17 protein-coding genes are annotated in these 19,024 nt (G+C 73.8%); 4 read left to right on the top strand and 13 right to left on the bottom strand.

Annotated features, from left to right (window positions below; genetic code table 11):
• Positions 1-121 precede the first annotated feature (121 nt).
• From GYH36_RS12880 to GYH36_RS12870, 3 genes are read right to left on the bottom strand one after another with little or no spacing between them, the layout of a single operon-like run.
• Positions 122-532: a DUF742 domain-containing protein gene (locus GYH36_RS12880; RefSeq protein ID WP_021483501.1), complete on the bottom strand. Its 411-nt coding sequence runs from the start codon at positions 530-532 to the stop codon at positions 122-124.
• 10 nt (positions 533-542) lie between these two features.
• Entirely contained in the window at positions 543-992 is a 450-nt protein-coding gene (locus GYH36_RS12875) for a roadblock/LC7 domain-containing protein (RefSeq protein WP_024839165.1), read from the bottom strand.
• A 36-nt stretch (positions 993-1,028) separates the two neighbouring features.
• Entirely contained in the window at positions 1,029-5,009 is a 3,981-nt protein-coding gene (locus tag GYH36_RS12870) for a sensor histidine kinase (RefSeq protein WP_162290031.1), read from the bottom strand.
• Between the two features lie 232 nt (positions 5,010-5,241).
• Between GYH36_RS12870 and GYH36_RS12865 the strand changes: the two genes are divergently transcribed.
• Entirely contained in the window at positions 5,242-6,219 is a 978-nt protein-coding gene (locus GYH36_RS12865) for an NAD(P)H-quinone oxidoreductase (RefSeq protein ID WP_162290030.1), read from the top strand.
• Positions 6,220-6,319: 100 nt separating this feature from the next.
• Positions 6,320-6,958 (top strand): bacterial proteasome activator family protein, encoded by a 639-nt coding sequence (locus GYH36_RS12860; RefSeq protein WP_281351533.1) that lies wholly within the window; start codon positions 6,320-6,322, stop codon positions 6,956-6,958.
• A 27-nt stretch (positions 6,959-6,985) separates the two neighbouring features.
• On the opposite strand, the gene GYH36_RS12855 is transcribed toward GYH36_RS12860, so the two are convergent.
• The 5 genes from GYH36_RS12855 to GYH36_RS12835 all read right to left on the bottom strand — a co-directional run bounded on the left by GYH36_RS12855 (position 6,986) and on the right by GYH36_RS12835 (position 12,770).
• Positions 6,986-7,876: an EamA family transporter gene (locus GYH36_RS12855; RefSeq protein WP_115943496.1), complete on the bottom strand. Its 891-nt coding sequence runs from the start codon at positions 7,874-7,876 to the stop codon at positions 6,986-6,988.
• A 124-nt stretch (positions 7,877-8,000) separates the two neighbouring features.
• Entirely contained in the window at positions 8,001-8,969 is a 969-nt protein-coding gene (locus tag GYH36_RS12850) for a carbohydrate ABC transporter permease (protein ID WP_024839170.1), read from the bottom strand.
• Positions 8,966-9,955 (bottom strand): carbohydrate ABC transporter permease, encoded by a 990-nt coding sequence (locus tag GYH36_RS12845; RefSeq protein WP_024839171.1) that lies wholly within the window; start codon positions 9,953-9,955, stop codon positions 8,966-8,968. Before GYH36_RS12845 ends, GYH36_RS12850 begins: the two co-directional genes overlap by 4 nt.
• A gap of 143 nt (positions 9,956-10,098) precedes the next feature.
• Entirely contained in the window at positions 10,099-11,499 is a 1,401-nt protein-coding gene (locus GYH36_RS12840; RefSeq protein WP_024839172.1) for an ABC transporter substrate-binding protein, read from the bottom strand.
• Between the two features lie 260 nt (positions 11,500-11,759).
• A complete protein-coding gene (locus GYH36_RS12835) occupies positions 11,760-12,770 on the bottom strand; it encodes a LacI family DNA-binding transcriptional regulator (RefSeq protein WP_024839173.1) in 1,011 nt (336 codons plus the stop codon).
• A gap of 201 nt (positions 12,771-12,971) precedes the next feature.
• Here GYH36_RS12835 and map point away from each other — a divergent pair, with 201 nt between their 5' ends.
• Complete coding sequence (gene map / locus GYH36_RS12830; RefSeq protein WP_024839174.1) at positions 12,972-13,763, top strand: type I methionyl aminopeptidase; 792 nt, start codon at positions 12,972-12,974, stop codon at positions 13,761-13,763.
• A 108-nt stretch (positions 13,764-13,871) separates the two neighbouring features.
• Here map and GYH36_RS12825 read toward each other — a convergent pair whose 3' ends face one another.
• The 3 genes from GYH36_RS12825 to serS form a co-directional block, all read right to left on the bottom strand.
• Positions 13,872-14,294: a GNAT family N-acetyltransferase gene (locus tag GYH36_RS12825; RefSeq protein WP_162290029.1), complete on the bottom strand. Its 423-nt coding sequence runs from the start codon at positions 14,292-14,294 to the stop codon at positions 13,872-13,874.
• A 113-nt stretch (positions 14,295-14,407) separates the two neighbouring features.
• Positions 14,408-15,193, bottom strand: a complete 786-nt coding sequence (locus tag GYH36_RS12820; protein WP_034603318.1) for an HAD family hydrolase — start codon at positions 15,191-15,193, stop codon at positions 14,408-14,410.
• Between the two features lie 35 nt (positions 15,194-15,228).
• Positions 15,229-16,512, bottom strand: a complete 1,284-nt coding sequence (gene serS / locus GYH36_RS12815) for a serine--tRNA ligase (RefSeq protein WP_024839177.1) — start codon at positions 16,510-16,512, stop codon at positions 15,229-15,231.
• A 72-nt stretch (positions 16,513-16,584) separates the two neighbouring features.
• On the opposite strand from serS, the gene GYH36_RS12810 reads away from it, so the two are divergent.
• Positions 16,585-17,712 (top strand): diacylglycerol/lipid kinase family protein, encoded by a 1,128-nt coding sequence (locus tag GYH36_RS12810; RefSeq protein WP_162290028.1) that lies wholly within the window; start codon positions 16,585-16,587, stop codon positions 17,710-17,712.
• 58 nt (positions 17,713-17,770) lie between these two features.
• On the opposite strand, the gene GYH36_RS19330 is transcribed toward GYH36_RS12810, so the two are convergent.
• Positions 17,771-18,337 (bottom strand): TetR/AcrR family transcriptional regulator, encoded by a 567-nt coding sequence (locus GYH36_RS19330; RefSeq protein WP_203231828.1) that lies wholly within the window; start codon positions 18,335-18,337, stop codon positions 17,771-17,773.
• Entirely contained in the window at positions 18,337-18,861 is a 525-nt protein-coding gene (locus GYH36_RS12800) for an FBP domain-containing protein (RefSeq protein WP_162290027.1), read from the bottom strand. Before GYH36_RS12800 ends, GYH36_RS19330 begins: the two co-directional genes overlap by 1 nt.
• Positions 18,862-19,024: the final 163 nt, after the last annotated feature.

Here is a 19,024-nt window from a genome sequence, read left to right as displayed (position 1 = left end):
GGGCACCCCGGCCGGGGCGCTCACCGGTGCCCAGGCGGTCTGCCGGACGGCCGGCTGGCCACCGGGCGCGCCCCCGACCACCCCCGACGGCTGCCCGGCCTGCGGCGCGCTGCCCGAGCCGTCAGAGGGTGGAAATGCCATTGAGAACACTCTCCAAGACGCTCAGGGACAGGCCCGAGTGGTTGCTGCCGTGACCCGTGTGGACGTTGAGCGGGGTCGACGTGTGGACGGTGATGTAGTTGTCCTCCTGCAGGTCCGCGACGAGCACCTTCGTCACGCCGAGCGGCAGGCGCAGGAGCGCGGAGAGCTCGGCGATCGAGACGTACGTGTGCGCGGCGTGCTGGAGGATCGAGCGCTTCTCGGGCGGGAGCCCGAAGCTGTTCACGGCGCCCGGCATGACCTCGACGAGCGCCTCGAGCGGGAGGTCGGACGTGGCGGACCGGACGCGACCGCCGGTGACCGCGTACGGGCGGACCGTCGCCGCCTCGTACCCGTCGTGGGCGCCCATGCTGCCGAAAGGTACGTTCGTCATCGATCAGTCCTCATCCCACCGGGGCTCGCGTCGCGCCGTCGACGGGAAGGCTACCCCGCATCTCCGAGATGAGCTGCGGCGTCAGGGTCGCCTCGGTGCGCGAGACCAGGAGCGCCATCTCGTAGCCGATGAGGCCGATGTCGCAGTTGGCCTCGGCGACGACGCCCAGCACCGACCCGTTCGACACGTTCATGAGGAACAGGAAGCCGTTGTCCATCTCGATGATGGCCTGGCGGACGTTCCCCCCGTTGAGCTGGCGGGCCGCACCGCGGGTGAGGCTCGACATGCCCGAGACGATCGCCGCCAGCTGGTCACCGCTCGTGCGGTCCAGCTGGTCGGACATCGCCATGAGCAGGCCGTCCGCCGACACCACGAGCGTGTGCCGGCTGCCCGGGACGGTACGCACGAAGTTGTCGAGCAGCCACCCGAAGTTCGTTGCCTCGGTGCTGAGCGCGTTCACTCTTCCTCCTCGTCAGTTGCCGCAGACGGCAGTGGGTTACCGCGCCTGGGGCGCTGAATCAGGGACATAATCCACGGCCTGGGGGTCCCACGTCGAACTCGTCTCGTCCTGCCCCTCGACGCGGCCGCGCGCCGTCGCCGACTGGAACGCCGACAGACGGGCCCGCAGCTGCTCCGGGTCGCGGTCGATCCGCGCCGTGAAGCGGTCCACGTAGCCCTCGCGCTCCTCGCCGCGCGAGCGCCGGGCGAGACCCGACGCCGTCGTCGCGTCGACCTTGAGGGGCTGGTAGATGCCGTCGTTCGAGTCCGCCAAGGTCGCTTCCTGGAAGTCGGTGCTGCCCTGCAGCAGGGTGGACATCTCCTCGTACAGCACCGCGGACGCCATCCAGTCCGACCGCGCCTCGACCGAGTCGCTGATGTACCCGGGCTCCAGAGGCTCGAGCGTCTCCGACACCGGCCGGCGCACCAGCGGGCTCGGCGGACCGTAGCCGGCCGGCTCCGTGGCGTCGGCCGGCTCCGGCGCCCAGGAGTCGCGCGCAGGGGCGGGCTCGCGCCCGGCCTCCGACGGCGCGACGTCGGGAGCGTAGGCCTGCTCCGGCGCCGCGTAGGACGGCTCGTACGACGGCTGCGGCGCGGCGGGCGCCTCGGTCGCGGAGTAGGCGGTCTCGAGCGGGGCGTACGCGGCCTCGTGCGACGCGGGGACCTGCTCCTCGGCCGGCGTCGTCGGCGGGGCGAACGACGCCGCGGGCGCGGGCTGGTCGGCGCGCGGCGCGAACGCCGAGGTGCGTGCGGGGGCCGCGGGCTCCTGCGGTGCGACGGGGATCGACGGCGCGACCGGGGCCGCCGTGGGCGTCGCCGCCGCAGCGGGGGCCGCCGGTGCGGGTGCCGACGGTGCGGGTGCCGACGGTCCTGCGGGTGCGGGCGCCGTCGCAGCGGGGGCCGCGGACGCGGACGTGCCGGCGGGACGCGCCTGGGGCGTCGCCGTCGTCCGCGGACGGCGGCCGAAGAGCCCGCGCTTGCGCGCCTGGCTCTCGCGCAGCGACCGACGCGTCGGGAGGTCCGCCATGAGCTCCTCGAAGCGCGGCAGCGCCTCGAACGTCAGCTCTGCCGGGATGTCCTCGGCCGGAGCCGCGGCGTTCGCGCTCTCGACGACCGGGACATCCTCCGCGGGCCGGGCCTCCGGAGCGGCCGGGGCGGACACGGCGGGCGCACGCTCGGCGAGCGGGACGCGCGCGACGGTCGCCTCCTCCGCGGGCTCGGCCGGGACCGGCGGCACGACGCGCGTCGCGTCCAGGGACTCGTCGCCCACGGACGACGGCGCCCAGGTGTCCGCGGCCTGCGCGGGCGCCCAGGACTGCTCGGCCGGCTGCTCGGGCGCCGCGGGGGGCTGCTCGGCCGCGACGGCAGGCTGCTCGGGAGCCCACGCCTGCTCCGGGGCCCAGGCCTGCGCCTCCGGCGCCGGCCAGGCCTGCGCGACCGGCTCCTCTGCCGGGGCGGGCTGCGGGCTCCACGCGTCCTGCGGGACCGGCGCGGAGCCGGTCGGGACCTCGGTCACGAGAGGGATGTCCGTGGCGGTCACGTCCGGGGCGGCCGGCAGCTCGACCGGGTTCTCCGCCGGGCGGTCGCCCATCGGGCGGAAGCTCGAGAACAGCGCGCTGCGCGTGCTCACGTCGAGCACCGGGATCTCGGCGGAGACCGGCTCGACCGGCGTGGCGGCCGGGCGCGCACGGCTCGGGAGCGCCGAGCCGGCGTCGGCGACCTCGGCGGGCGGGGTCCACGCCTCGTCGGCCGCGGGGAGCTGGTCCGGCAGCGCGGGGGTCGCGAGCGGCGGCAGGACGATCGCGCCGGTCTGCGGGCCGGACGCGAACGACGCGCTCGGCGCCGCGGCGGCCGGGTCGACCGTGCGCGAGCGACGGCGGGGCATGCCCGTCTGCGTCGTGCCGTCGGTCAGCGCGTCGATGTCGACCGGCACGGCCGCGGGAGCCTCGGGCTCGACCGCGGGGAAGGAGGCCGTCGCCGCGGGCGCCGCGAACGGGGCCGGTGCCTCGGGCGCGGGGAGCGCAGGCGCGGCCGCCGGGCCCGCGAGCTGCTGCGCGGCGGCCTGCGTGCTCGTCTCGAGCGGGTCGGTCGGCTGCGGGAGCGGGACGCTCGAGTCCGGGACGAAGAGGACGGCCGGGAACGACACGACGACCTCGGTGCCCTGCTCGTCGCCGCCGGCGCTGAAGCGGACCTTCGCGCCGAGGCGGTCCGCGAGGCGGCCGACGACGAAGAGACCCAGGCGCTGCGCGCCGACGACGTCCGACGCGGCGTGCGTCGCGACCTTCCGGTTCGCGTCCGCGATCTCCTCGGGCGTCATCCCGAGGCCGTGGTCGCGGACCGTGACGTAGACGAAGTTCTCGTCCCGCCCGGTCGTGACCTCGACAGGCGTGTGCGGCTCCGAGAACATCGTCGCGTTCTCGAGGAGCTCGGCGAGCAGGTGCGCGGCGTTGAGCGCGTTGTGCCCGAGCATGAGCGGGTCGACCACGAGGTTGAGGCGCACGCGGTCGTACAGCTCGATCTCCGACGACGCCGTACGGATGACGTCGGAGGCCGGCATGGGCTGGCGCACGCGACGGCCGGAGTCGATGCCCGCGAGGACGAGGAGCGACTCGGCGTTGCGGCGCATTCGCGTCGCGAGGTGGTCGAGGCGGAAGAGGTTGGACAGCGTGCCCGCGTCCTCCTCGGAGCGCTCGAGGTCGTCGAGGAACGCGAGCTGGCGGTTGAGGAGCACCTGGTCGCGGCGGGCGACGTTGACGAACATCTCGGCGATCGAGCCGCGCAGCGCGGCCTGCTCGCGGGCGACACGGATCGTCGTCTCGTTCACGTCGTTGAACGCGGTCGCGAGCTGGCCGACCTCGTCCGTGGACTCCACGGCGATCGGCGCCAGGTCGATGCCCGGACCCTGACCCGGGACGGCGACCTGCTCGACGAGCTTCGGGAGCTGGTCGCGGACGTCCTCGGCCGCGTCCGTGAGGCGGCGCAGCGGGTTGACGATCGCGCGGGCGATGAGGCCCGCGACGAGGACGGAGAGGATGACGGCGGCCAGGGTCACGAGGATCGTCACGACCGCGCGGGTCGTCGCGGCGGCGGCGAGGTCCGACGCCTTCTTCTCGGTCTCGACGCGGACCGCGTCACGCACCGGGGCCGTCTGGTCGCGGTCGGCCTGCGAGAGCGCCGGCCACTCGGCCGCCTGGCTCGCGGGGGTCGCACCGGGGCGCGAGCCCATGAGGTTCTGGCGGATCTGGTTGTACGTCGCCGTCGCGGTCTCGAGGCGGAGCTCGCCGGGGAGCTGGCGCACCGCGGTCTGCGTGCGCTTGGCGAGCTCGTCACCGGTCGTCACGAGGACGGCGGCCTGCTGGTTGGTCGCGATGCTCTCCTGGCCCACCTGCGCGGCCTGGAGCACCGCGCCGGCCACCGGCTGCTCGAGCGCCTGCTGGGCGAGCAGCTCGTCGAGGAGCACGTACGTGTCGAGGTACTGCGCGAGGCCGCGGTCGGGCGTCGTGTCGGCCAGCGTGCGAGGCACCTCGAGCGCGTCGTCGATGAGGTTCCCGTACAGCGAGTTGCGCTGCAGCTGGCCGAGGCCGGAGCGGTCGATGGCCTGGCGGACCGACTGCAGGTCCGAACGGTCGGCGATCGTGTCGGCCAGGGCCTCGCGCACGCGGGGATCGAGCGCCGACGTGTCGAGCCGCTCGTACGCGCGGTCGCGCACGTCGAGCGCCTTGTCGGTCTTCTCGCGCTGCGCCATCATCTGCGCCTCGGCGTCCTCGGTCGCGCCCCGCGCGTCGAGGAAGGCGTACGTGCGCTCGGCCGCGATCTCGGTCCCCGCGACGTCCTGCGCGGCGAGCGCCGCGACGAGCGCGCTCGTCTGGCTCGCGTCGCGCGCCGTCGAGATGGCCTGCGCGGAGATGATCGCGGCGGCCGCGAAGAGGACGAGGACAGGCACCGCGAGGGCCGCAAGGATCTTCCCGCGAACGCTCAACCTGCGGAGCATACGAACCTGCCTCCATCACCCTGGTCCACCCGGTTCGGCAGCGCGGTCGGCGCGCGGCAGCGGCGCCTCCCGGGCTCCGGTCCCCGGTCGTGCGTACTAACTATCGGTGCACATCTCCCGGACACCTAATCCGTGAGCAGCACGGCCACGCGTGCCGTTCCCCACGGCGCCCCCGTCGGCGAACCGGCGCCCCCCGGGCCGCCCGCGTAGTCTCGGCGATGTGCGAGGCGTCACGATATCGGGCCCCGGTGGCCCTGAGAAACTAACGGTTTCCACGCTCCCTGACCAGACCCCCGGGCCGGACGAGGTCGTGGTGCACGTCGCTTCCGCTGGCGTGAACCGTGCTGACCTGCTACAACGCGCCGGTTCGTACCCACCGCCGCCCGGCGCGCCCGACTGGCCGGGCCTCGAGGTGTCGGGGACGATCGCGGCCGTCGGCGACGCCGTGACGGGGTGGTCGACGGGCGACCGCGTCGTCGCGCTGCTCGACGGCGGCGGGTACGCGGAGCAGGTGCGCGTCCGCGCGACCCAGGTGCTCCCCGTGCCCGACGGCGTCGACCTCGTCGACGCGGCGGCGCTCCCCGAGGCGGTGTGCACCGCGTGGAGCAACCTCGTGGACGTCGGCCGCCTCACGTCGGGCGAGTGGCTGCTCGTGCACGGCGGGTCCGGCGGGGTCGGGACGGTCGCGGTGCAGCTCGGCGCGGCGCTCGGCGCCCGCGTCGCCGTGACCGCGGGCGGGCGCGCTCGCGCCGACCGGTGCGTCGCGCTCGGGGCGAGCGTCGCCGTCGACCACCGCGAGGAGGACTTCGTCGCGGCCGTGCGCGAGGCCTCGGGCGGGCACGGGGCGGACGTGGTGCTCGACGTCGTCGGCGCCGCGTACCTCCCGGGGAACCTCGACGTGCTCGCGACGGGCGGCCGGCTCGTGGTCATCGGGATGCAGAAGGGTCGACGGGCGGAGCTCGACCTCGGCCTGCTCCTGGCCCGCCGCGCGACCGTCGCCGGCACGACGCTGCGCTCCCGGCCGCCCGCCGAGAAGGCGCGGATCGTGCACGACGTCCTCACGCACGTCTGGCCGATGGTCGAGGACGGGCGCGTGCGCCCGGTCGTGCACGCGCGACTCCCCCTCGACGAGGCGGCGCGGGCCCACGAGCTGCTCGACTCGGGCGAGGTCTTCGGCAAGGTGCTGCTCGTCCCCTGACGCTCGCGCGGTCCGGGCGGCGCGCAGGCACCTCGCCGCGGCCACGTCGCCCACGGCCCGCGTCGGTGCGCGCGTCGGCGGCGCGCGCCAGACTGGACCCATGGCTGACGAACCGCGCGACCCCCGCCCCGACGAGCCCACCCCGTCCGACCCCCGGTCGGCCCCGGACGACCCGAGCGAGCGCGACGACCCCGGCCGCGCCACCGTCGTCATGCCCGACGGGACCGGGGTCGGCGTCGAGGGTGCCCCCTCGCAGGACGACGACGGCCCGACGACGGTGATCGAGGAGCCCGCCAAGGTCATGCGCATCGGCGGCATGATCAAGAAGCTCCTCGACGAGGTGCGCGACGCGCCGCTCGACGAGGCGGCCCGCTCGCGCCTCGCCGAGATCCACGAGCGGTCGCTCACCGAGCTCGAGGAGGGGCTCTCGCCCGACCTGGTCGACGAGCTGCACCGCATCACCCTGCCGTTCTCGGACGACGCGGTCCCCACGGACGCCGAGCTGCGCGTCGCGCAGGCCCAGCTCGTGGGATGGCTCGAGGGGCTGTTCCACGGGATCCAGACCGCGCTCGTCGCGCAGCAGATGGCCGCGCAGGCCCAGCTCTCCCAGATGCGCCGCGCGCTCCCGCCCGGGTCGCTGCCCGGCATGGCGCCCGGCGGTCCCGGCGGGATACCGGGCCAGCAGGGCGGGCGCCCCGACGAGCACGACGGACGGCCGTCGCCCGGCCAGTACCTCTGAGAACGGGCGGCGGGCCGGTCCCGCGCCTCAGGGGAGCGGCGGGTCGGGCGGGGCGTCGCCCGGCGGCGCCCCGCCCTGCCGCCGGTCCCGGGGCGCTGCCGTCATGGCGATCGCGCCCGAGACGAGCAGGAGGCCCGCCACCTCGGGGAGCGTCGGCACCTGGCGCAGCACGACGGCGCCCACGACGGCCGCCGACGCGGGCAGGAGCGCGAGGAGCACCGAGAACGTCGCGGCGCTGACGCGACGCAGGACGACCTGCTCGAGCGCGTACGGCACGACGGACGAGAACAGCGCGATCCCCGCGACGGCGGCCACGTGGCGCCAGTCGCCGAGCACGGGCAGCGCGTCCGGCGCGAGGACCGGGGCGAAGACGAGCGCGCCCACGGTCATCGCGACCGCGAGCGACGTGACGCCCGAGCCGGCGACCGCGACGCGCCGCCCGAGGAGGATGTAGGCCGCCCAGCAGGCCGCGGCCACCGTGATCGCGGCGAGGCCGTGCACGGCGTCCTCGCGCGGGAGGTCGGACTCGATCGTCACGCCCGCGAGGAGCACGACCCCGGCGCACGCGACCGCGATCGCGCCGCGCTCGCGCCACCCGCTGCCCGTGACCGCCGCGACGGCGACGGGGCCGAGGAACTCGATCGCGACGGCCGTCCCGAGCGGCAGGTGGTCGATCGCGACGTAGAACGCGAGGTTCATCGCGGCGAGCGCGACCCCGAAGACCGCGACCCCCACGAGCTCACGGCGCGTCCACCGTCGGCGCCACGGACGGCGCCACGCGAGCAGGAGCACCGCAGACGCCGCGATCCGCAGCCACCCGACCTCGATCGCGCCCGCGACGGCGAACAGCCCCACGGCGATCGCCGCGCCGAGGTACTGCGTCAGCCCCGAGACGACGAAGAGGACCGGGACGGGCACCCGCTCGAGAGCGGCGACGGGGCGACGGGACACCTACGAACTCTAGGCACGCGCGGGTCGACGTCCGCGCACGACGACGGCCCGCCCCCGGAAGGGGACGGGCCGCGTCAAGCGGTGCGCCGGGTCAGCCCTTGACGGAGCCGGCCAGGAGACCGCGCACGAAGTACCGCTGGAGCGCGACGAACACGATGAGCGGCACGATGATCGAGATGAACGCGCCGGCGGTGAGGATGTGCCAGTCGCCGCCGCGGGAGCCCGCCATCTCGGCCACGCGCACGGTGAGCGGGTAGGACGACGTGTTGGCGAACGTCAGGCCCACGAGCAGGTCGTTCCACACCCAGAGGAACTGGAAGATCGCGAACGACGCGATCGCGGGCACGAGCAGCGGCAGGAGCACCTGGAAGAAGATCTTCACGTGCCCCGCGCCGTCGACCCGGGCGGCCTCGACCAGCGACCGCGGGATGTCCTTCATGAAGTTGTGGAGCAGGAAGATCGCGAGCGGCAGCGCGAAGATCGAGTGCGACAGCCAGACCGTCCAGAACGTGCCGTTGAGGCCGACGGTGACGTAGTCGCGCAGGAGCGGGACGAGCGCGACCTGGAGCGGCACGACCTGCAGCGCGAAGATCGCGACGAAGAGGATCTCGCGGCCCTTGAACTCGATCCACGCGAACGCGTACGCCGCGAGCAGCGCGAGCGTGATCGGGATGACCACCGCGGGCAGCGTGATGACGAACGAGTTGACGAAGTACGTGGAGAGGTTGCTGCCGCTCCCGTACAGCGCCTGGTCGTAGTTGTCGAGCGTGAACTCGGCCTCGCCCGTGAAGATGCCCGGGATGACCGTCCACCAGCCGCTGCGGCGGATGTCGAGCTCGGGGCGGAACGACGTGACCAGCAGACCGACCGAGGGGATGGTCCACAGGAGGGCGATGAGGATCGCGAGGAACGACGCCCACGGGGAGCTGAGCTTGCCCTTGGCGGCGATCGCGCGCTTCTCGAGCCGGGTGAGCTTGCGGGGGCCTCGGGGGCCCTCGAGCTCCGCCTCGGTGGTGAGGTCGGTGTCCGGGACGACCGGGGGGATCGGCGTGCTGGTCATCGGATCTCCTCCGCGAGGCGCATCTGCCGGACGTTGTAGACGATGATCGGGATGACGAGCACGAACAGGATCACCGCGAGCGCGGAGCTCAGGCCCTGGTTGTTCTGCCGGAACGCCTGCGTGTAGAACTCGTTCGCCACGACCTGGGTGCCGAACTGGCCGCCCGTCATGGTCCGCACGATGTCGAAGATCTTGAGCGTCGCCATCGCGATCGTCGTCAGGACGACGACGAGGGCCGGGCGCACGCTCGGGATCGTGATGTAGCGGAACATGCCGAAGCCCTTGAGCCCGTCGAGCCGCGCGGCCTCGACGATGTCGTCGGGGATCGCCTTGATCGCGGCCGAGAGGATCGTCATCGCGAACCCGGTCTGGATCCAGATCATGACGACGATGAGGAAGAACGTGTTCCAGGGCTGGCCGATGAGGAACTGCTGCGGCGGGAGCCCGAGCCACACGAGCACCTGGTTGAGCAGGCCGATCTGGTTGACGCCCGGCTGGTCGGGGCGGAACTCGTAGACGAAGCCCCAGATGATCGACGCGCCGACCATCGAGATGGCCATCGGCAGGAAGACCAGCGCCTTCGCGAACTTCTCGAAGCGCGAGCGGTCGACGAGCACCGCGTAGACGATCCCGATGAACGTCGAGAGGATCGGCACCACGACGACCCAGATCGCCGTGTTGCGCAGGACGAGCTGGAACTGGTCCGTGGTGAACGCGGTGACGTAGTTGTCGAGCCCGACGAACTCGTTGCCGCGGCGGTCGAACAGGGAGTTCCAGATCGTGATGATCGCGGGGCGCACGAGGCCCCACGCGAGCCCGAGGACCGCGGGGCCCACGAACCCGAGGACGACGACCCAGCGCGGGATGCGCTTGGGGCGGTCCACCGCGAGCAGGATCGCGCCCATGACGACGACGAAGAGCAGGATCGCGAGGAACATCAGCCCGAACTTCTCCACGGGAGAGCTCGGGTCGGTCAACCAGTCCATGGTGGCCTCCGGTCTGGTCGCCCACGGCGTCGGGGGCGAACGTGGTCTACATCCTGGACCCGGGAGCGGGGGGTCCGCCACAGTGGGCGGACCCCCCGTCCGGTCGTGCGTGCGTCAGACGGGCTCGCGCCCGTCCGTCCGGGTCAGGACGACGGCCAGGACGCCTCGATCGTGTCGACGACCTCCTGCGTGTCGGAGCCGGTGAACCAGTTCACCATCCCGGTCCAGAAGGTCCCCGCACCGACCTCGCCCGGCATCAGGTCGGACGCGTCGAAGCGGATCACGGCGTCGGGGTCGGCCAGGATCTCCGCGGAGAGCTGGTCGAACGACGTCGCGAGGTTCTCCGGGTCGAGACCGTTGTTGGCGCTGACCCAGCCGCCCTGGGGCGTGGTGAGCGCCTTCGTGTTGGCCCAGTCCGCGCTCGAGAGGTAGGTCTGGAAGGCCTGCACCTCGGGACGGTCGTTGAAGGCCGCGACGAACTCGCCGCCGCCGAGGACCGGCTTGATGTCGGTCTGGTCGGTCGGCAGGTAGAAGGCGTAGACGTCGCCGTCCTCGGCAACCTCGGTGCCCTCGGGCCACTGCGTCTGGTAGAAGTTCGCGGCGCGGTGCAGCCAGCACGTGCCGTCGAGGATCGGGTAGCCCGCGTCGGTCCACGCGGTGGTCGCGATCGAGTCGACGCCGCCGAGGCCCGCGTTGACGAAGTCGGGGTTCTTGAGGATCTCGCCGGCCGTGTCGAACGCCTCGACGATCTGCGGGTCGTTGAACGGGATCTCGTGCGTGTACCACTGGTCGTACACCTCGGGACCCGCGGTGCGCAGGACGACGTCCTCGATCCAGTCGGTCGCGGGCCAGCCGGTCGCGTCACCGGACTCGACGCCGGCGCACCAGGGCATGCCGCCGTCCTCGACGATCTGCGCGGAGAGGTCCATCATCTCGGTCCACGTCGTCGGGACCTCGTAGCCGGCGTCCTCGAACATCGACGGCGAGTACCAGACGTACGACTTGACGTTCGACCCGAGCGGCGCGGCGTAGAACGTGCCGTCGACGGTGCCGTACTCCTTCCACGACTCGCTGAAGAACTCGTCGACGTTCGCGACGGTCTGCTGCGGCGCGGGGACGATCTGGTCCGGGAAGTCGTTGACGATCGTGTTGAGCAGGCCGGGCTGCGGCAGGTACGCGATGTCGGGGGCGTTGCCCGCCTGGATGCGGACGAGCAGCTGCGCCTCGAACTCGCGCGAGCCCTCGTAGTTGATCGTGACGCCCGTGCACTCCTCGAACGGGTCGTACGACGCCTCCTGCGTCGCCTGCTCGGGCTCGACGATCGACGTGTAGACGGAGACCTCCGTGCCCTCGAGGTCGCCGAACTCCTCGTAGGCGGAGCAGTCGATCTCCGGGGTCGCGGCGTCGCCGCCGCCGTCACCGCCGTCGCCGTCCCCGCCGCCGCCACCGCTGCACGCCGCGAGCACGAGCGCGAGGCTCGCCCCGCCGGCGGCGACCGCCAGCGTGCGGCGACGTGCCGCGCTGGTCCTCGTGGTCCTGGTCATCTCAGCCTCCACCTCGTCGTAGGTCCGGACGTCGGCCGCCCCGGTCAGGTACGGACCGGGCGCATCGCGACGTCGCGAGCGCGGGTGCGCTCTCGCCCCACCCCCCATGCAAGCGATTGCATCGCGCTGCCGCAAGCACAGCAGGGCGCGTTTGCGTAACGATTCCGTCACATGGGGCGGGTGCGCGCTCTCTCGGGGTCGATCCCCTGGTCACGCTCCCACGCGCGGGTCCGAGCGCGCGTCGAGCGACGGACGGCCCCCTACGCGACAGGCCGCGGCGGCGCGGTCGAGCGACGGCGCACGAGCTCCGTCGGGTACGTGAGGCTCTCCGGCACCGGGGCGCCGTTGATCATGTCGAGGAGCAGCAGCGCGGCGTCGAAGCCCTGCTGGTAGGCGTCCTGGGCGATCGTCGTCAGGCCCACGAGCTCGCCGAGGTCGTGCCCGTCGACCCCGACGACGGAGAGGTCCTCGGGCACGCGCAGGCCCCGGTCGCGCGCGGCGAGGATCGCCCCCATCGCCATCTCGTCCGAGGCGGCGAAGACCGCCGTCACGTCCGGGCGCCGCCGCAGGAGGTCCGCGGTGGACTCCCGCCCGCCCGCGACGTCGAAGTCGCCGTTCACCTCGAGCCCCGGGTCCCGCGCCACGCCCGCGCCCTCGAGCGCCTCGGCGTACCCCTGCGACCGCTCGACGGGCGGCGACCACGACGAGACGAGGTCGGGCACGCCCGTCACGTGGCCGATCACCCGGTGCCCGAGGTCGAGCAGGTGCTGCGTCGCCGCCCGGCCCGTCGCGACGTCGTCGAGCCGGACCGTCACCTGGTCGGCCGGGCCGGAGCCGACGAACGCGAGCGGGCGGCCGAGCCCGACGAGCGAGCGCACCTCGTCGTCGTCGAGCGGGAGGCCCACGACGAGCGTGCCGTCCACGCGGTGCCGCAGCACGCTCGGGTCCACGCGGCGCCGCGCCGCCGTGCGCCGCACGTCGAACGTGTAGAGCAGCACGTCGTAGCCGAGGTCGCGCAGGGCGCGCTCCGCGCCCTCGATGACGTTGGCGAAGAACCACCGGTTGACCCACGGCGTCAGGAGGCCGATCGTGCGCGTGCGGCCCGTGGCCAGCGACGACGCCGACGGCGTGGGGACGTAGCCGAGCCGGGCCGCCTCCGCGAGCACCCGGAGGCGCGTCGGCTCGGAGACGTTCGGCAGGCCGCGCAGGGCGCGCGACACGGTCGCCGTGGACACCCCGGCGGCCTGGGCGACGTCGTCGATACCTGCCACGACGGGTGATGCTGCCACGCCGACCGGTGCGTGGCGAGGCACCGTGCCACATCGTGAGCAGATCGATGCAAGCGCTTGCCCCCTCCGGGGGCCGACGGCGCCCCGCGCCCCGGCGGCGGGCCGGGCGGATATCGTGGTCGAGCCTGCGCGCCGCACGACCCGTGCCGCCGGGCGACACCACCACGAGCCGGAAGGACCACGATGATCGAGCTGAGGACCCCGCGGGAGATCGAGCAGATGCGGCCCGCAGGACGGTTCGTCGCCGACGTCCTCACGACCGTGCGTGCCGCGGCGAAGGTCGGCACGAACCTGCTCGAGCTCGACGAGATCGCGCACGCGATGATCCGCGAGCGCGGCGCGGAGTCCTGCTACATCGACTACCACCCGTCGTTCGGTGCGAGCCCGTTCGGCAAGGTCATCTGCACGTCGGTCAACGACGCCGTCCTGCACGGCCTCCCCCACGACTACGCGCTGCGCGACGGCGACCTGCTGAGCATCGACTTCGCGGCGTCCGTCGACGGCTGGGTCTCCGACTCGGCGCTGTCGTTCGTCGTCGGGACGCCGCGCGCCGGTGCGCTCGGCGAGGCGGACGCGAAGCTCATCGAGACGACGGAGCGAGCGCTCGAGGCCGGCATCGCCGCGGCGCAGCCCGGCAAGAAGGTGGGCGACATCTCCGCCGCGATCGCCGACGTCGCGCACGCCGCGGGCTACTCGGTGAACACGGACTTCGGCGGGCACGGCGTCGGGCGCACGATGCACGGCGAGCCGCACGTGCCCAACGACGGCCGCCGCAAGCGCGGGTTCCCGCTCAAGCCGGGCCTCGTCATCGCGATCGAGCCGTGGTTCCTCGAGACGACGGACGAGATCTTCACCGACCCGGACGGCTGGACGCTGCGCTCCGCCGACGGCTCGCGCGGCGCGCACAGCGAGCACACCGTCGCGATCACCGAGGACGGCCCGGTCGTCCTCACGGCACGCGAGCCCCGCGACTGACCCCCTCCCCCCCCGGCGAGGGAGTCCCCGGCACCGCGAGGTAGGGCCCCGGTCCGCCGAGGTAGCGCCCGGGTACCGCGAGGTAGAGGCGTGGTCATGACCACGCCTCTACCTCGGCGGAAGAACCTTCCGGAAGAACGCCGCCGACTCGTCGTAGCCCAGAGCCGTGTAGAACGGCGCGGCGCGCCGGGTCGCGAGAGCGACGTACGCCGCCCCCGCCGCGGCGGCCCACTCCTCGGCCGCTTCCATGAGCAGGCGCCCGGTCCCGCGGCGGCGCGCGGCGTCGTCGACCATGACCTCCTCGACCCACCCGACAGGAGCGTTGGCGAAGAGCGTCGCGTGTCGGTGCGCCACGAGGTAGCCGACGTCGTCCCCCACCTCGGCGACGAGCACCAGCGCGTCGTCGTCCGCGAGGAGCGACACGAACGACGCGTCGAAAGACGCACGCTCGGGGACGAACGACGTCGCGAAGGCGACGACGAGCCGCCAGACCCCGTCCGCGTCGTCGGGCAGCGCAGCCCGGACGGCCACGCCATCGAGTCGACGTCGAGGCCCGGTCACGACCACGCCTCTACCTCTCGGTACCGAGGCTCTACCTCGCGGTACCTGGCTTCTACCTCGGCGACCACGGCGCTGCCTCGCGGTCAGGGCAGGAGGCCGCGCAGGACGTCGGCCGCGCCGTCGTCGTCGATCGTGCCGGTGACCTCGTCGGCGGCCTCCTGCACGGCGGCGTCGGCGTGGCCCATCGCCACGCCGCGGGCCGCCCACTGCAGCATCTCGACGTCGTTGTGGCCGTCCCCGACGGCGACGGTCCGGTGGGGCTGGACGTGCAGCGCGCGCCGGACGAGCTCCAGGCCCGTCGCCTTGGTCACGCCGAGCGGCGCGAGGTCCATCCACGCGGTCCAGCCGACGGCGTACGTGACGTCGTCGAGGCCGAGGTGCTCGACGAGCTCGTGGAACTCCTCGCTCGTCGACCCCGGTGAGCGGACGATCACGCGCGTGACCTCGCCCGACCACAGCTCGTCGAACTCGACGACGCGGTGCACGCCGTCGAGCTCGCCGTCGGGGAAGAGCTCGTTCATGCGGAACCCGACGCCCACGTCCTCGACGGCGTACCGCGCGTCGGGCAGGTGCTCGCGCAGGAGCCGCAGGGCCGGGCCCGGGTCGAACGTCACGACGTCCTCGAGCGCGTACCCGTCCGGCTCCTCCGGGTCGAGCCGCGCGGTCACCGCGCCGTTCGACGCGACGACCCAGCCGCGGTCGATCCCCAGGATCTCCGCGACGGGCGTCATCGCGATGAGCGAGCGCCCGGACGCGAGCACCACGTGGTGACCCGCCGCGCGCAGGCCGGCGACGGCGTCGCGCACGTCCTCCGACAGCTCCTGGTCGTACGACATGAGGGTGCCGTCGATGTCGAGCGCGACGAGCATCGGCCCGGGCGCGTCGTCCGGGACGAGGGGACCCGTCACGCCACCACCGGCTCGAGCACCTCGAGGCCCCCGAGGTACGGACGCAGGCCCTCCGGCACGCGGACCGAGCCGTCGGCCTGCTGGTGGTTCTCGAGGATCGCGACGATCCAGCGCGTCGTGCCGAGCGTGCCGTTGAGCGTCGCGACGGTGCGCGTCTCGTTCTTGCCGTCGACCTCGACGCGCTCGCGCACGTTGAGGCGGCGCGCCTGGAACGTCGTGCAGTTCGACGTCGACGTGAGCTCGAGGTAGCGCTGCTGCGTGGGCAGCCACGCCTCGCAGTCGAACTTGCGCGCGGCGCTCGACCCGAGGTCGCCCGCGGCGGTGTCGATGACGCGGTACGGCAGGTCGACGAGACGCAGCATCTGCTCCTCCCAGCCGAGCAGGCGCTGGTGCTCCGCCTCGGCGTCCGCAGGGTCGCAGTAGGAGAACATCTCGACCTTGTGGAACTGGTGCACGCGGATGATGCCGCGCACGTCCTTGCCGTGCGAGCCGGCCTCGCGGCGGTAGCACGCGCTCCAGCCGGCGTAGCGCAGCGGCCCGGCCGACAGGTCGACGATCTCGTTCGCGTGGTAGCCCGCGAGCGCCACCTCGCTCGTCCCGACGAGGTAGAGGTCGTCCTTCTCGAGGCGGTAGATCTCGTCCGCGTGGGCGCCGAGGAACCCGGTGCCCTGCATGACCTCGGGCCGCACGAGCGTCGGCGTGATGACCGGCGTGAACCCGGCCGCGACCGCCGTGTCCATCGCGGCGTTGAGCAGCGCGAGCTCGAGGCGCGCGCCCACGCCCGTGAGGTAGTAGAACCGGGCGCCCGACACCTTGGCGCCACGCTCGGTGTCGATCGCGCGCAGCCCCTCGCCGAGGTCGAGGTGGTCGCGGGGCGTGAAGCCCTCCGCGGCGAAGTCGCGGATCGTCCCCTCCTCGCGCAGCACGACGTAGTCGTCCTCGCCGCCGGCGGGCGCGCCCGCGACGACGTTCGAGATGCGGTACAGCAGCCCGCGCAGCTCCTCCGCCGCGGCGTCGGCGTCGGCCTGGCGCGCCTTGACGTCGGCCGCGAGCTGCTTGGTGCGCGCGAGCAGCTCCTGCTTCTCCTCCCCCTGCGCCTGGGCGACCTGCTTGCCGAGGGACTTCTGCTCGGCGCGCAGGCTCTCGAACTCGCTCAGCGCGGCGCGGTGGCGGGCGTCGGCGTCGAGGGCGGCGTCCACCAGCGCGGGGTCGTCACCACGGGTGACCTGGCTGGCACGGACGATGTCGGGGTTGTCGCGCAGGAGGCGGAGGTCGATCACGCCAGCAGCCTAACGAACTGCGCGCTCCGAGGCCGCAGCCCTTTCCCGCCCCGGCCCCGCTACGGTGTCGCCATGTCCTGGACGCTCTGGCTCGCGATCGCGGCGCTCGCCGTCGCGGTCGTGGCACTCGTGGTCGCGCTGGGCCTGCGCGCGCAGCAGACCCGGCAGCGCCGTGCGCACGGCGACGCGCCGCCCGCCGGGGAGGCCCCGGTCGAGGACGACCCCCGCGAGCTCGTCGCGTTCGTCGCCAACCCGTCGAAGCCCGACGTCGCGGGACTGGAGACGGTCGTCCGTGCCGCGTTCGCGGACGCGGCCCTGCCAGACCCGCTGTGGTTCGAGACGACGGTGGAGGACCCGGGCGTCGGGCAGACGCGCGCGGCGCTCGCGCAGGGCGCGGACGTCGTCGTCGCCGTGGGCGGGGACGGCACGGTCCGTGCGGTCGCCGAGGGCATGGTGGGCAGCGGCCGCACCATGGGCCTCGTGCCCGTGGGCACGGGCAACCTCCTCGCGCGCAACCTCGACCTCCCGGTGGGCGACGCGCGCGCCGCGCTCGCCGTCGTGATCGCCGGGACGGACCGCCCCGTCGACGTGGGCTGGGCCACGGTCCTGCGCTGGGCCGAGGATCCCGACGGTGCCGAGGGGGCGGAGCCCGGGTCCACCAGGGACGTGCGCAAGGAGCACATCTTCCTCGTGATCGCGGGCCTGGGGTTCGACGCCGCGATGGTCGCCGACACGGACGACGACCTCAAGGCGAAGGTGGGCTGGGTCGCCTACTTCGTCGCGGGCATCCGGCACCTGCACGGGCGCCGCATGCGCGCGCAGCTCCAGCTCGACGACACGCCGCCCGTCGACGCGCGCCTGCGCTCGCTCCTCATCGGCAACTGCGGGCGGCTCCCCGGTGGCCTCACCCTCCTGCCCGACGCCGTCATCGACGACGGGATCCTGGACATCGCGGCGATCGACACGCGCGGCGGGGTCGTGGGCTGGGCGCAGCTCTTCGGGGAGGTCGTCATGCAGGGCCTCGGCGTGCGCAACGACCTCCCCGCCAAGATCGGGCGCATCGACCACGCGCGCGCCCGCCGCGTGCGCGTGCGGGTCGAGGGCGGCGAGCAGGCGCAGGTCGACGGCGACGTGCTGGGCCTCGCGGTCGAGATCGCGGCGCGCGTCGACCCCGGTGCCCTGGTGGTGCGCACGGCCTGACGCTCTGCGACGGGGGACGACGCACACCCGGTCCGCGCCGCGCGGTCGGTCCACGCGGTCAGTCCCCGCAGGCGGTCTCCGCGTCGATCGCCGACCGCATGACCGCCGCCGGGGGGACGACCTGCTCCCCGCCGACGCGGGTGAGGGCGGCGAGCCCGACACCGACCATGAGCAGGCGCCCCGCCGCCTCCCGGCGTCGCGCGTCACCCCGGTCGCCGAGGGCGTCCGCCAGGACGTCGGTCAGGAGCCCGAGCGTCTCCACGTAGGCCCGCGCGACGACGGGCCGCAGCTGCGCGTGCGCCCCGGCCTCCGCCCACCGGGCGAGCGCCTGCCCGTCACCCGCGGGCCCGAGCAGGTCCTCGAAGAAGAGCTCGAGCGCGGCGCGGGCGGTGCGACCACGGGCCGCGTCCTCGAACCGGACGATCTCGACCTCCGCGTACCGCCGCCACGCCTCGGCGACGAGCTCGTCCGTCGACGCGAAGTGGTGGTGGATCTGCCCAGGGGACCCGCCGAGCTCGTCGGCGACGACGCGCGCGGTGACGGCCCCGAGACCGTCGCGGCGCACGACGGCCGCGGCTGCGGCGACGATGGAGTCCCGACGCTCCGCGCGCGGCAGGTAGGCCATCAACGACTCCTCGTCCGCGCCGGGGGGGCGCCGTCGGTCAGGGTGTGCAGGAACGCGACGGTACGCGCCCGCAGGCCCTCCCGACGAGCTCGCACGACCTCGTCGGGCGGGGGGTCGATCGGACCGCCCGACCGGACGGTCCGGACGTTGCGGTGGCAGTCGAGGTCGGTGCACAGCAGGAGGCCCACGCTGCTGAGCCGCTTCCTCGGGTCCCGCGACGGCCGGTGCGCCGCGAAGAGCGCGACCTCGTTGAACCGCCGCGAGAACCGGCACAGCGCGCACATCACGGCGCGCGACCCGACCTCGGCGTGGCTCGGGCTCTGGCGCAGGAGCGCCCCGACCGCGCGCCCGTCGACGTCCGCGACGAGGAACGCGCGCGAGGGCGCGCGCGGGTCGCGCCACTCGAGGTAGTCGAGCTCCTCCCAGCGCAGGTCGTCGAAGTGGCCGGGCAGGCGGACCTTCCCCTCCGCCGGGTCGACGTTGACGATCGCGGCCCGCGCCTCGGCGCGGGTCAGCGCGCGCACGGTCGGTCCTGGAAGTTGTACATGGATACAAGTTGTACACGGTGCCAAGTTGGTGCGTCCAGCAGATTGCGCGCAGCCGGCGTGGAGGCCGCGTGAGCGTCGCGCGCGGACCTGCGACGACGCTGCCGCCACGGTCGGGGGCGGTGTGACGCACCCCCGTAGG

The organism is Cellulosimicrobium composti (genome assembly GCF_010287905.1).
GTDB classification, from domain to species: domain Bacteria; phylum Actinomycetota; class Actinomycetes; order Actinomycetales; family Cellulomonadaceae; genus Cellulosimicrobium; species Cellulosimicrobium composti.
The sequence above is the reverse complement of the archived record's forward strand: the minus strand, read 5'-3'. Positions and strand labels throughout refer to the sequence as shown.